This window comes from Tissierella sp. P1 (genome assembly GCF_002266425.1).
Lineage (GTDB): Bacteria > Bacillota > Clostridia > Tissierellales > Tissierellaceae > Tissierella > Tissierella carlieri.
In genome coordinates, this window is the sequence record NZ_NPMN01000009.1 from 38,504 (window position 1) to 52,012 (window position 13,509).

At 32.7% G+C, this 13,509-nt stretch carries 15 protein-coding genes; 12 read left to right on the plus strand and 3 right to left on the minus strand.

Features of this window, described 5'->3' with window-relative positions:
- Positions 1-2: 2 nt before the first annotated feature.
- Genes saoE through saoD form a run of 3 tightly spaced genes read right to left on the minus strand, consistent with a single transcriptional unit; the run spans position 3 to position 1,765 of the window.
- The gene (gene saoE / locus CIW83_RS08170) at positions 3-1,100 is read right to left on the minus strand and encodes an efflux transporter SaoE (protein ID WP_094900356.1); all 1,098 of its coding nucleotides are present in this window, start codon (positions 1,098-1,100) and stop codon (positions 3-5) included.
- A 7-nt stretch (positions 1,101-1,107) separates the two neighbouring features.
- Positions 1,108-1,377 carry a thioredoxin-like (seleno)protein SaoT gene (gene saoT, locus CIW83_RS24285; protein WP_255374311.1) on the minus strand — a complete coding sequence of 90 codons (270 nt, stop codon included), beginning with the start codon at positions 1,375-1,377 and terminating at the stop codon, positions 1,108-1,110.
- A 55-nt stretch (positions 1,378-1,432) separates the two neighbouring features.
- On the minus strand, positions 1,433-1,765 hold the full coding sequence (saoD, locus tag CIW83_RS08180) for a DsrE-related protein SaoD (RefSeq protein WP_094900357.1): 333 nt from the start codon (positions 1,763-1,765) through the stop codon (positions 1,433-1,435).
- Between the two features lie 174 nt (positions 1,766-1,939).
- Here saoD and saoL point away from each other — a divergent pair, with 174 nt between their 5' ends.
- The 12 genes from saoL to amrS all read left to right on the plus strand — a co-directional run bounded on the left by saoL (position 1,940) and on the right by amrS (position 13,461).
- A complete protein-coding gene (saoL, locus tag CIW83_RS08185; RefSeq protein ID WP_238493461.1) occupies positions 1,940-2,608 on the plus strand; it encodes a MerB-like organometallic lyase SaoL in 669 nt (222 codons plus the stop codon).
- A gap of 49 nt (positions 2,609-2,657) precedes the next feature.
- Entirely contained in the window at positions 2,658-2,933 is a 276-nt protein-coding gene (locus CIW83_RS08195) for a DUF2508 family protein (protein ID WP_094900360.1), read from the plus strand.
- Between the two features lie 70 nt (positions 2,934-3,003).
- Positions 3,004-3,264, plus strand: coding sequence for a pro-sigmaK processing inhibitor BofA family protein (locus CIW83_RS08200; protein ID WP_094900361.1), 261 nt, complete (start codon positions 3,004-3,006; stop codon positions 3,262-3,264).
- Positions 3,265-3,356: 92 nt separating this feature from the next.
- Complete coding sequence (locus CIW83_RS08205) at positions 3,357-3,995, plus strand: 50S ribosomal protein L25 (RefSeq protein ID WP_094900362.1); 639 nt, start codon at positions 3,357-3,359, stop codon at positions 3,993-3,995.
- Between the two features lie 162 nt (positions 3,996-4,157).
- Positions 4,158-5,579, plus strand: coding sequence for a sigma-54-dependent Fis family transcriptional regulator (locus CIW83_RS08210; RefSeq protein ID WP_201259736.1), 1,422 nt, complete (start codon positions 4,158-4,160; stop codon positions 5,577-5,579).
- A gap of 226 nt (positions 5,580-5,805) precedes the next feature.
- Positions 5,806-6,978 (plus strand): thiolase family protein, encoded by a 1,173-nt coding sequence (locus CIW83_RS08215; RefSeq protein WP_094900363.1) that lies wholly within the window; start codon positions 5,806-5,808, stop codon positions 6,976-6,978.
- A 21-nt stretch (positions 6,979-6,999) separates the two neighbouring features.
- The gene (locus CIW83_RS08220; protein ID WP_094900364.1) at positions 7,000-7,821 is read left to right on the plus strand and encodes a 3-keto-5-aminohexanoate cleavage protein; all 822 of its coding nucleotides are present in this window, start codon (positions 7,000-7,002) and stop codon (positions 7,819-7,821) included.
- Positions 7,822-7,843: 22 nt separating this feature from the next.
- Positions 7,844-8,281: a cyclase family protein gene (locus tag CIW83_RS24290; RefSeq protein ID WP_201259737.1), complete on the plus strand. Its 438-nt coding sequence runs from the start codon at positions 7,844-7,846 to the stop codon at positions 8,279-8,281.
- Positions 8,265-8,618, plus strand: coding sequence for a cyclase family protein (locus CIW83_RS24295; RefSeq protein ID WP_255374312.1), 354 nt, complete (start codon positions 8,265-8,267; stop codon positions 8,616-8,618). The genes CIW83_RS24290 and CIW83_RS24295 overlap by 17 nt, the downstream gene beginning before the upstream one ends.
- A 60-nt stretch (positions 8,619-8,678) precedes the next feature.
- Complete coding sequence (locus CIW83_RS08230) at positions 8,679-10,646, plus strand: sodium:solute symporter (RefSeq protein WP_094900365.1); 1,968 nt, start codon at positions 8,679-8,681, stop codon at positions 10,644-10,646.
- Positions 10,647-10,936: 290 nt separating this feature from the next.
- Positions 10,937-12,361, plus strand: a complete 1,425-nt coding sequence (gene amrA / locus CIW83_RS08235) for an AmmeMemoRadiSam system protein A (RefSeq protein ID WP_094900366.1) — start codon at positions 10,937-10,939, stop codon at positions 12,359-12,361.
- Positions 12,362-12,483: 122 nt separating this feature from the next.
- On the plus strand, positions 12,484-13,461 hold the full coding sequence (gene amrS, locus CIW83_RS08240; RefSeq protein WP_094900367.1) for an AmmeMemoRadiSam system radical SAM enzyme: 978 nt from the start codon (positions 12,484-12,486) through the stop codon (positions 13,459-13,461).
- Positions 13,462-13,509 lie beyond the last annotated feature (48 nt).

Below are 13,509 nucleotides of genomic sequence, written 5' to 3' on the forward strand. Positions count from 1 at the left end.
AGTTACCTCGCTTGTTCTGCAAGTTTTCCGAACAAATCTCTTACCTTAGGATACATAGACTTTAGAAAAAATAGAAAAACAATGAATGAGCATATATATTTAAGTGGCTCTGGTATTGTAAAAAGCAATTTATTGGCACTTTCAATAGTACTATCGATTCTATTGTAGTTAATTGCTGGTTCAAATCCAGGCATAAGCCATAAATTTGTTAAATATCCAACAGTTAGTGCAAAGACAGATATTACTGTTCCATAAATGATAGCAGTTTTTTTACCAATCATCTTATAAATACTCAATAGTTCAGGGAAGTTAGTAGCTGCTCCTGCCATCAAGAAAGTAATTGCTGCACCAGGTGAAGCCCCACTGGCAATTAAAGCAGCTATAAATGGTATGTGACCAACTGCACAAACGTACATAAATGCACCAAGGACTGCCACATTCCAAAGTGACAGCATACTGGGATTTCCTAGGTATTTTTGTATGAATGAGTCTGGAAATGCTGTTAGAATAAACCCTCCAAATAACATTCCTAGAACTACATATTTACTTAATACCACAGCTAAATCTCCTATTACCCATTGCATACCTGATTTGAATTTTTCTAGTAAAGTAGTTTTTTCCATCGGATCTAAAGACATAGTGGATATTTCATTTTCTAAGTCAGGTTTACATACTTCATTGCCTCCTAACTTATTACCAATTATTCCTATAATAAAAGGAAGTAAAAATCCTGCAACTATATTTATTATTGTTAGTTCTTTTCCTAGGAGTCCATAGCTAAGTATTAACGCTATAGGATTTAATGCAGGAGTAGATGCCATAAATGCTAATGTAGGTCCTACATAAGCCCCTGAGTAGTATAAACTAATGCCAAGGGGTATTGTTCCGCAGCTACAAATAGGTAAACACATGCCTGAAATTGTTACTTTTAGAATAGAGCTAATTTTAGTATTTCCTAAATGCTTATGGAATCTTACTGGAGATATAACATCATGAAGAAGTCCAGCTATTATGTAACTGAAAACAAGCCAACCAGAGGTTCCATTGAGTAAACTAATAGAAGTTAATAATATATTCTTTAAAAAATCTAATAATAACAATTATAAATCACCGTCCATTTTCTAATTCTTGAATAGCCAAAGCTATTTCTTTCTCAATAATATCTTTAGATATTCGCTGAATTTTCTTTTTCTCGTTAATAATTAAAGTTCCTCTAAAAATAACTCCATATTTTCTGACATAATCCATATTCTTGCCAGCGTAGTAGATTTTCACCTCTAACTTGTCCTTATATTTAGCTGCAGCAGCCTCTACAGCACGGGTATAACCGTCGCAGCCAGATCAGGTATTGATAAATTCAACTAAAACTTTGTTCAAATCATTTCCCCTCCATAAAAAAATAAAAAAGTCCGTATTAACGGACCTTGTGGCTCTAGAATGTAATTACTTGGTCAAGATCTACTGAACCAAGGGCTCCATATAATACAGGGAAGCAACCAATAGCAGCACCTTGTACAAGATTGTTTTCTATTTGTCTTTCAATAGCACATTGATCACAGGCTAAAAGTATCATGCCAGTTTCTTCGTGTAATTTTTGAAGTCTTTCACCAATATCAGTATCTTTTAATAATAAGAAAGTATTATCAAATACGAAAAACATACCAACTACTTCAGCTCCATGATTTCCTTCCTCTAATTGTGGGATTACCATATCTCTTAAGATAGTTCTGGCGTTATCAGAACTGATAACATATGCAACTTTCACTAAAATTCCCCCTTATATCTTGAAATCCTCTAAATAATATCATAATTGTGCAAAAAATAACAATTAAAATATATTATAGTAAATGAGGTAATTATTAATATTTTCTATTTAACAATTGTTAAAAAAGATGATATCTTTATGAAATGATATTAGTTAGAAAGAGTTGATTTTTTTATGGAACAATATGATTATAGGTATTATTCTGATGAGCAGCTGAAAATAGCCAGTATAGATAGTAAATTATCTATAGAAGAGAAAAGAATAAGAAGATATTTGATGAATTATGTTATTGATAATGGACAAGCATTTAATATAAATAACTCATCTCAGGTTGCTAAGAATTTAGGAATAACAGGTGAAGAAGTAAATATTATATTGGATAGTTTGATTCAGAAAAATGGAATAGTGGCAGATGAAGAAGGAAATATCAATTTTATATATCCGGTATCGGCAATTCCTACGAATCATAGAATTAGACTTGCTGATGGAAGAGAATTTACGGCTATGTGTGCTATTGATGCCATGGGAGCGGCATTTACCTTCAAACAGGATATAGATGTAGTATCAAAGTGCAGCAATTGTGGATCTGATATCAAGGTAAGTATCAGAGATGGAAGATTACATAGCTATGAACCTAGTGATTTACATATACTTCATGTGGATTTAAATAAAAATTCAAATTGGTCAGGTAGCTGCTGAAATATTATGAACTTCTTCTGTAAGGAGAAAGAATATAATATCTGGATCGAAGAAATGGAGTTAGATAAGTCTGAGATATTTTGTCTAAATGTTAATGAAGCTATTAAAGTTTCAAAAATGTTATTTAGTGTAACGGATATTTAAGTATATACCCCTTAGTTTTTGTCAATGATAAAAAGTAGGGGGTGTTTTTATGATGAGTTTTAAGAAAAAGGAAAAAGACTACTCAAGGGATGATATGTTAGAAAATTTGAGACTGGCTCATAAGGAGTGGAGAGATAAGGAGAGTTTTTTTGAAACAGCTACAGATCCTGATTTAATTGATTATGCCATATATGATATGGAGGCATCTAAATTAAAATATATATATCTATTGAAGAAAATGAAGGAATGGGATAGGGAAGCAGGAGCTGTCTTACAGCAAGAGCTGGAAGAAGAAAACAATAAAAACATTTCTACTCATGGCTAGTACAAATAATTGTAATATTTTCTTAAGTCCTCCTATAATTATAGTATAATAAGATTTAGGAGGGAGAATAATGGAATTAGGCACAATTTTTTATTATATTATTGGACTCTTTTTGCTATATATTATAGGTCTTATACTTGTATGGCCAATTAAAAAGATAATTAAATTAATAGGTAATGGAATTTTAGGAGGATTAACACTATTACTTTTCAACTTCATAGGAAAGTTCTTTGGACTAAGTATAGCAATCAATCCATTAAATGCTATAATAGTTGGTTTTTTAGGAGTTCCCGGAGTAATATTATTGTTAATACTTCAAGTGATTTTATAGCTTGTAGGGGCATAGCATCTGTTATTTGCATGAAGAGCCAAAATGTGATATTCTATTAGAGTATACTATAAAAAGGATAGGGGGTATATTACATGACAGCTATAAAAATGCAGATACAGAAAAGGACAGAATCTGGAAAAAATTTAGTAAAGAAAATTAGAAAAGATAATGTTATACCTGCAGTTGTATATAGCAGGGGTGGCGAAACAGCGAGCGTTTCAGTAGATTCAGCCGAATTTTTAAGAGTATATAAATCAGCAGGAAGTTCTTCTTTATTAAGCTTAGAATTAGAAGGAGAGACTATACCAGCTATTATAAAAGAAATCCAAAGACATCCTGTGAAAAATCAAATACTTCATGTTGATTTTCAGAAACTAAACATGGATGAGAAGGTAAGAATGACTGTACCAATAGTACTAGTTAATAGGGATAGTATAAAACTTCAGCCTTCAATATTGATGCAACTATTGGATCAAATTGAAATTGAATGTTTACCTACGGATATTCCAAATGGTGCAGAAGTTGATGTGGAAAATATGGACTTTACAACTCCAATGTTAGTGAAGGATTTAGATATAGCTAACAATGAGAACATTACAATATTAAGAGAATTAGAAGATGCAGTTTGTACATTGACTCAACCATCTATAAATAGAGAAGATGAAGATGAGGAAACATCCATACCAGAAGCAACAGAAGCGGCACCAGATGTAATTGAATCAGAAGAATAATATGATTTATAAACTATGACCCATAAAGAATTTTCTTTATGGGTTTTTTATTTTTTAAGTAAAGGATTATTTTGTCTTATTTTGTCAAATATTATATAATACTTATGAATTTATAGTTATTGAAATGCACCTAACAACAAATATATTGGAGGTGTAGCTAAGGTGATAGATAATATTATGGATTTAAGTCCAGAGATTACAAAACTTATCATAGATCATTTAGATGGTGTTGTTATAACTGACCCACAGGGCCGATATGTATATGTAAATGAAGCTTGGTCTGAAATGATGGGTGGAATTAAGCTTGAAGATATAAAAGGAAAATTTGTTCATGATATTATACCAGATACAAAGATTGACTTTGTTCTTAAATCTAAAAAAGCAGTTACAGGCCATGTTATTATTTCAAAAGGTCCTTCTAAGACAGAGGCATTTTCAACTTATATTCCTATTCTAAAGGATGGTGAATTGGTAGCGGGATTTATACATGTATTTATTAGGGGAATGAAAAGTGCAGTAGATTTTTCATCGAAAGTAAATAGTATGCTAAATCAAATCGAGTACTATCAAGAGGAATTAAGGAAGATTAGAGGAGCAAAATACTCTATAGATAATATTGTTGGAAATAGTCTAGAGATTAGAAAAATGAAAGATATCATAATTAATGCTGCAAGATCAAACTCTACTGTACTAATTGAAGGAGAGACAGGAACTGGAAAAGAGTTAGTAGCTCATTCCATACATGATCTGAGTATGAGATCCTCAGCTCCTTTTATAAAGGTAAACTGTGCTGCAATACCAAGTAATCTGCTAGAATCTGAATTCTTTGGATATGAAGAAGGAGCCTTTACTGGAGCTAAGAAAGGTGGTAAAGAGGGCAGATTCGAAATGGCTAAAGGAGGAAGTTTATTTTTTGATGAAATAAATCAGATGCCATTGGTATTACAGCCAAAACTCTTGAGGGCTCTGCAAGAAAAAGAAATCGAAAGAGTAGGTGGAAAAGAGAGTATTCCTATTGATGTTAGAATTATTGTAGCTTCTAATGCTTCACTAGAAAAAATGGTAAAAGAGAATAAATTTAGAAGTGATTTATTCTATAGGCTCAATGTAATAAAGATAGTTATTCCACCATTAAGAAAACGAAAAGAAGATATTCCGCTTATAGTTGGCAATTTGTTAGATAAATTAAACTTTCAGCTGGGAATGAGTGTACCTAGTATATCTCATGAGGCTAAGATGAAACTCAAGGAATATGATTGGCCAGGAAATATAAGAGAGCTACAAAATGTGGTGGAAAGAGCCATGAATATGTCCTGGGGAGAGGTTTTAGAATGGAAACATTTTAGTCCTTACTTTGAGAATAAGAGACTTCGAAAGAATCATAAAATAAATATAAATAATGAATTATCAACTAATGAAAATGAATTTTTAATTAAAGATATGAAGGATAGACTAGAAAAAGAAACTATAATACAAGCTCTCTCTAAATGTAATAATAATAAGACTCAGGCAGCAAATATGCTTGGGATATCCAGAACATTGCTATACAAAAAGATGGAAAAATACTTCATAGATAAAAACTAAAGTGTAAACTATAGTTTACGTAAACTTATATTTACAAATACTGCTGCATTACAATAAACTACAAGATTAAATCTAAAGGATGTAAACAATTGTTTACACATAAATGAAAAGAAGTTTGAAATCATATGGCTAGAAGCCTGTAATTTCAAACTTCTTTTTTATTTTAAATTTGGCATGGTATTTGCATTATTTATATTTGAAAAATAATTATATAAAGGAGGAAAATATGAAAAATGCAGTTATAGTTTCTGCTGTACGAACTCCTGTAGGTAAATGCAGAGGAATACTATCGTCAGTAGAGCCATATAAAATGGGTGCAGCAGTTGTCAAAGAATCAGTAAATAGAGCAGGCATAGATATGGATTTAATAGATGAAGTAATTTTTGGAAATCTAATGGGACACGATATAAACAATATTGCAAGAATGGTAGCACTTGAAGCTGGCATACCAATGGAAAAACCTGCACTTACAGTTGATAGACAATGTGGGACTTCTCTCAATGCAATTGCACTAGGTGCAATGATGATTCAACTAGGAGAAGCTAAGGTGATTGTAGCAGGCGGAGTTGAAAGTGATTCTCGTAGACCATATGTGATGTTAAAACCTGAAACAGCATATTCTGTAACTCCACCAAGATTTTCTGAAGGATTGAGACTTGCTCCAGATCATATTGGAAACCCAAATATGGGTATTACAGCAGAGAATCTTGCAGAAAAATATAATTTGAAAAGGGAAGAACTGGACCTATATTCAGTAAATAGTCATAGAAAAGCTACAGAAGCATTGAAAGCAGGGAAATTTAAGGAGCAAATATTACCTATTGAAGTTGATTTAGGTAAAGGAAAGACTATTACAGTATCTGAAGATGAACCGATTAGAATAGATGCTAATGTAGAATCTATGTCTAAATTAAAGCCGGTCTTTAAAAAAGATGGAGTAGTTACTGCAGGGAATAGTTCCCCTATGAGTGATGGAGCAGGAGCTGTAGTTATTATGGAGGAAGAATTAGCAAAATCACTTGGTTTAGAGATTTTGGCAAGATACAAGACCTTTGCATCTGTAGGTTGTGATCCAAATATTATGGGGATTGGACCAGTACCTGCTACTAAAAAGATTCTTGAGAAAACCAATCTTAAGTTAGAGGATATTGATTTAATTGAATTAAATGAAGCTTTTGCCGCACAGACTTTGGCTTGCGTAAAGGAACTAGGTATTGATGAAGAAAAGCTGAATGTTAATGGAGGAGCTATTGCTTTAGGTCATCCTCTAGCAGGAACGGGAGCTATATTAGTAACTAAAATGGTTTATGAGATGAAAGATAGAGATGCAAAATTAGGGTTAGTAACATTTTGCTGTGGTGGTGGACAAGGAGTAGCTATGCTGCTTGAAAGATATTAAATAATAAAGAGGAGGATAAAAATGGGAAAAACAATTATTACAGTAGCACCAACAGGTGCGTGGCCAACAAAGAAGGATAATCCAAATGTACCTTTGACACCTAAAGAGATTGCAGAAGATGTTTTTGAATGTTATAAAGCAGGAGCTGCAATTGCTCATCTTCATATGAGAGATGATGAAGGTTTAGGAACTATGGATAAATTAAAATTTGAAGAAACAGTAAGACTTATTAAAGAAAAATGTGATATTGTAATTAACTGCACAACTTCCGGAGATTTAAATGCTACAGATGAGACAAGACAAGCTCACCTAAAAACCATTAGACCTGAAATGGCATCATACGATTGTGGCTCTATGAACTGGCAACATAGTACTGTGTTTCTAAATACACCTTCCTTCTTGGAGGAACTAGGCAAAACAATGCAAGAATATGGAGTTAAGCCAGAAATTGAAATTTTCGATGCAGGTATGATTTACAATGCAGAATATTACGTGAAAAAAGGTATATTAAAGGCACCTTTACATTATCAGTTTGTTTTAGGAGCAGCGGGAGGAACAGCTGCAACTGTAGAAAATTTAGTTTATTTGAAGAGCTTGATACCTCAAGGCTCTACTTGGTCTGCCTTGGGCATTGGTAGAGGGCATATACCAATTATGTTAGCTACCATAGCTATGGGTGGTCATATAAGAGTAGGCATGGAGGATAATGTAATGTTTGCTAAGGGGCAACTAGCAGAATCAAATAATCAATTTGTTGAAAGAGCAGCTAATATAATAATACAAAGTGGTAATGAAGTAGCTACACCAGATGAAGCTAGAGAAATTTTAGGATTGAAAAAGTAAAACTACAAAAGGAGAATTAAAGATGAGAAAGATTATTGACTTAAGTATTTCAGTTGAAAATAATTTACCTAGTGACCCACCAAAACAAATTCCACAGATAGTATATAATAACCATAAGGATACAGCAGAAGAAATGGCAAAGTTCTTTGGAAATGCAACTGTAGATGATTTACCAGGAGGGAATGGATGGGCAATAGAATATGTAACATTATCGACCCATACAGGAACTCATATTGATGCTCCATATCACTTTTATCCAACTATGAATAGGGGAGAAAGAGCATGGACTATTGATGAAGTGCCTTTAGACTGGTTTTTCGGTCATGGAGTAATAGTAGATTTTAGAGATAAGCCAGATGGATATAAAGTTATGAGCAAAGATTTTATTGAGTATTTTGAGAAGATTGATTATAAAATTAAAAAAAGGCGATATTGTTTTAATAATGACTGGTGCACCTAAGTATTGGGGAACAGAAAGATTTTTAACTGCTGGATGTGGAATGGGTAAGGAGGCTACTTTATGGCTAATAGAACAAGGAGTAAGGGTCATGGGAACAGACGGATGGAGCTGGGATATACCGCTGCCATTAACTGGAGAAGAGTTTAATCGTACAGGAGATGGTTCCATTATCTGGGAGGGACATAGAGCTGGCATGGAAGAAGCTTATCTTCATATAGAAAAACTTACTAACCTTGATCAACTTCCAATAACTGGCTCTGAAATAATTTGTCTTCCAATTAAAATCAAGGATGCAAGTGCAGGATGGATTAGAGCTGTTGGAATAATAGAAGAATAGAAACTGATAATTAAACATTAAGGATATAACTACAAATAAAATATAAAGGTGGTAGAAAAAATGAATGTGCAAGTTATCTTCAGTATTTTCTTTATTGTATTTGCAGCAATAATGGTCGGCGCTGGAGTATATAGCAAGAAGTGGGTATCTGACACTTCTGACTATATCCTAGCAGGAAGAGAAGTAAGTTTATTAATAAATATTATGGGGGTAGCGGCTATAGGCTTTGCTGGTACAACAGTATCCTTAGCTCCAGGATATTCTATTCTATATGGAATCAAAGGATCTCTTATATGGGGAATTATATATTCTGCATTAGGTCTTATATTTTATGGACTAGTATTCTCAAAATTTATTAGAATAAATGGAGCTCAAACACTTCCAGAATACCTAGAAATGAGATATAGCGGCAAAGTAAGAAATGTAGTTGCTGCAGGTACTATTATAGGGTTATGCGGTATATTAGCTAATAATATAATGTCTGTAGTTGGAATAGTTTCCGGATTTGTAGGCTGGCCACAAGGAGTTGTCCTTGCAATAGTTTTCGCTATAATTTTAATATTTACCTATATTAGTGGATTGTGGGCGGCTACAATAACAGATTTTTTCCAAGTGTCTGTTGGTATTATAGCGATTCCTTTATTTTTGACAATGGCTATTCAAAAATATGGAGGAATTGATTTTCTACAATCAAGCTGGGGAGGTGCAAATGTATTTACAGAAGGAATTACAGGTGGAAGTATGGGAATTACTTCATTTAAATACCCAAGTGCACTAACCTTTGTTTTACTCTTCGGTGCTGCCTTAGTTTGGGGAAATAATTATTATTGGATGAAAATTGCTTCCTGTAGAAGTGAAAAAGTAGCAAAGAAATCATTTGCCATAGCTGGAGTATTATTAATAGTAGTATTTATGATTCCTCTTGCATTCATAGGTGCATATGCTGGAGCGGTAACGCCAGAATCATTTACACTTGGTGGTGGGACAAGTCTGCCCACTGCAGCATATGGAGTATTTGCTAGTTTATTCCCCCCAATTGTATCATCTTTCTTTATTATAGGTTCTGTAGCTGCATCTATCTCTACAGCATCTACAGCTGCAATAGGAGCATCATCAACCGCTACTAGAGATATTTATCAAAGAATGATTAATCCTAAAGCAGATGCTAAAACAACATTAAAAGCAAGTAAGATAATAATGCTATTAGTAGGAATATTAACATGGGCATTATGTTACTTTCCAGGAGGACCAACTTATTTATTCGCTTTTGCCAATGCTTGGTTAGTACCACCTGCAGTATTACTTTGTTTTGGAGCTGTTTGGCCTAAATTTAATTCAAATGGAGCATTATGGGGAGTTTTAGCAGGAATGATATCAATGGCAGTTTTAACATTGACTGAATTACTAGGAATATTTACCGTTGGAAAATGGACTCATTTGGCAATTGTTGGATTTGCAGTAACTGTTATAGTAGGTCTTTTAGCTAATGGATCTAAATCTTCTAAATACTATGCTCAATCAGATTGGAAAGTTAAAGCAAATGAAGGTAAAAGAGAAAAAGTTACATTAGATAAAATTGACATACAAGTATTAGAACTAATAAGAAACGGACATATATATATGGCAGATATAACTGATGCATTAGGTGTAGACTCTAAGACATCAAATATGTCGATTGAAAAGTTAGATCGTGGAGGTTATATTGAGAGAGCTGGTTTAATAGGTAGTAAGTTTTATGAGTTCTATGTAACGGAAAAAGCAAATCAAGTATTATCAGCCTTGGTGGGGAAAGAAGCAGAAATGAATCGGGAAGGGTTGAATTCGACTTATGTTGGATTGCTAAAAATTGCAAAGGAAGCTCCTCAAAATGTAAATAAATATGTGAAAGATCAACAATGGAAATCATTAAAGGTATCAAGCGTAACCAGCCATTTAACAAGACAAGGATATATATTAGAAAAAGGTTTATTTAAGAGAAAAATTTATGTAACACAAAAAGGTATAGAAGCAGTTAAGAAATATTCCTAATAAAACAAAAAAGGCTTCTATTGAGATATTAACACATCAGGGAAGCCTCTTTGAAATCCATATAGATTAAGTTGCAATTAAATAAAATTAGGAAAAAAGAGCTTTCTTCTGGGATTAGAAAAAAAAGAAACCTATATAGAGTTTTCTATATAGGTTTTTCTATTTTTTGGGTAAGATATAAATGAGAGTGAATAGTGAAGAGTGAAGAGTTTTAAGTAAATATTTAGGGTCTTTTTAACTATTCACTATTAGTTAATAGTTATTCACTGCATTTAGAAAGGATTGATCTAATGGGTAAAATTTTAGGGGCTTATTTATTTCCACATCCACCTATTATTATTCCAGAAATAGGAAAAGGAGAAGAGAAGAAGATACAAAAAACAATGGAAGGTGTTAAAACCTTAAGTATAGATATAAAAGAAAAATCTCCATCTACTATAATAATTATTACGCCTCACGGACCATTATTTAGTGATGCAATATCAATATCCATAGAAAAAGATTTATCTGGGGATTTTGGAAATTTTGGTAATAGTGAATTAAAGTTTAAATTTGAAAATAATCTATCCTTAGTAAAGAAAATAATCAACAATAGTTTAGAAGCGGAGATAATGGTAGCAGGAGTAGATGAAAGCTTTGCTAAAAGGTATAAAGTGGAGAGAGAACTAGATCATGGGGCCTTAGTACCTTTATATTTTGTGGATAAAGAATATAAGAATTATAAACTTATCCACATTACCTATGGAATTTTATCTCCAAAGGAATTATATAAGTTTGGAAGGGCAATACAATCTGCAATAATGGATTCAGATGAAGAAGTTGTGATAATCGCATCTGGAGATTTATCTCATAGACTTTCAAATGATGGTCCCTACACTTATTCACCAAAGGGAAAAATATTTGATGAGAAAATTATAGATATATTAAAAGAAAACAGATTAGAAGATATTGTTACATTTGACTTAGAATTAGCTGAAGCAGCAGGAGAATGTGGATTAAGGTCATTGATGATAGCCACTGGAATTGTAGATGGATATAAATTAAAGTCAGAGGTTATGTCCTATGAAGGTCCTTTTGGTGTAGGATATTGCACAGCAAAAGCTGATATATTAGGAGAGATTTTTGGTAATCCCTTGGAAGGAAAAAATCTCCTAGATATAATAGAAGAAAAGAAAAGGGCTAAAATTATGGAGGCTAGAGAAAATGAAAGTTTATATGTTAAATTAGCTAGAAAAAGCTTAGAGCATTATGTAAAGTACAGGCAATATATAGATGTTCCAGATGGACTGCCTGAAGAGTTTTTAAATATACGAAAAGCAGTGTTTGTATCTTTAAAAAAAGATGATATGCTAAGAGGCTGTATAGGCACTACTGAGCCAACAGAACCAAATATAGCATTGGAGATAATAAAAAATGCAGTATCAGCAGGAATGAAGGATCAGAGGTTTGATAGGGTAACAGAATATGAATTAGAAGATATAATATATTCTGTAGATGTATTGTCGGAGCCAGAGCCTATTAAAACTAAGGAGGAACTAGATGCAAAGAAATATGGAGTAATAGTTTCTCATGGATATAAAAAAGGTCTTTTACTTCCTAATTTAGAAGGTGTAGATACTGTAGATGAACAGCTAGACATAGCTCTAAGAAAAGCTAATATTATGCCAGATGAGAATTATACCATGGAGAGGTTTGAAGTGACGAGATATTATTAGTGAATAGTGAATAGTGAATAGTGAATAGTGAAAAGTTTTGGGTAATGTTCTAGGGTTTTTAAATCTTTTTAACTATTAGTTATTCACCATTAGTTATTCACTGAATTTTCGAGGTGAAGATCATGAAGGAAGCTAAGCACTATAAAAAAGGCGACAACAAGGATGTATATTGTGTCCTCTGTCCCCATTATTGTAAGATTAGAGACGGAAATGCAGGTAAATGTAAAGTAAGAAAGAATATAGATGGAACTCTATATACTTTAAATTATGGAAAGGTAACTTCTTATTCTTATGATCCAATAGAGAAAAAGCCGTTATATCATTTTTACCCTGGAACTAGTATATTTTCAGTTGGCAGTTTCGGATGTAATTTAGGATGTGATTTTTGTCAAAATTGGGAGATAGTGTACGAGGAATCTTTGATGATGGACATATCTGAGGATGACATAATTACACTGTCTAAGGCAAAGGATTCCATTGGTATAGCTTATACTTATAATGAACCCAGTATCTGGTTTGAATACGTTTTAGACATATCTAAGAAAATAAAAGAAGAAAGCTTCAAAAATGTAATGGTCACAAATGGATATATAAATGAAGAACCTTTAAGGGAGCTTCTGCCTTATGTGGATGCCATGAACATAGACTTAAAGTCTATAGAAGATTCTTTTTATAAATCTATATGTAAAGGAAGTATAGACCCTGTTATAAGGACAATTGAGATAGCTTCTAAAGACGTTCATGTTGAAGTGACTACCATGTTAATTGATGGAGAAAATGCTTCTTTTGATGAAATAAGGAGATTAGCCCAAAGAATTGCAGAGGTAGATCCTTCTATACCTCTCCATCTAAGTAGATATTTCCCAGCATATAAAATGAAACTTCCATCAACTAATATTGAAACCTTGATTCAAGCTAAAAATATAGCTAAGAAATTTTTAGATTATGTATATATAGGTAATGTTTGGGGTGTCGATAATAATAGCTATTGCCCCAAATGTTACAACAAATTAGTAGATAGACATTTAAATGGGGAGATAGTTGGAGTAGAAAATGGAAAATGCAAAAAATGCCAGTACACATTAAATTTTAAATATTAATACTTACCCCTTGCCAAGCACGAAATAAATTATTAAGAATAAAATATA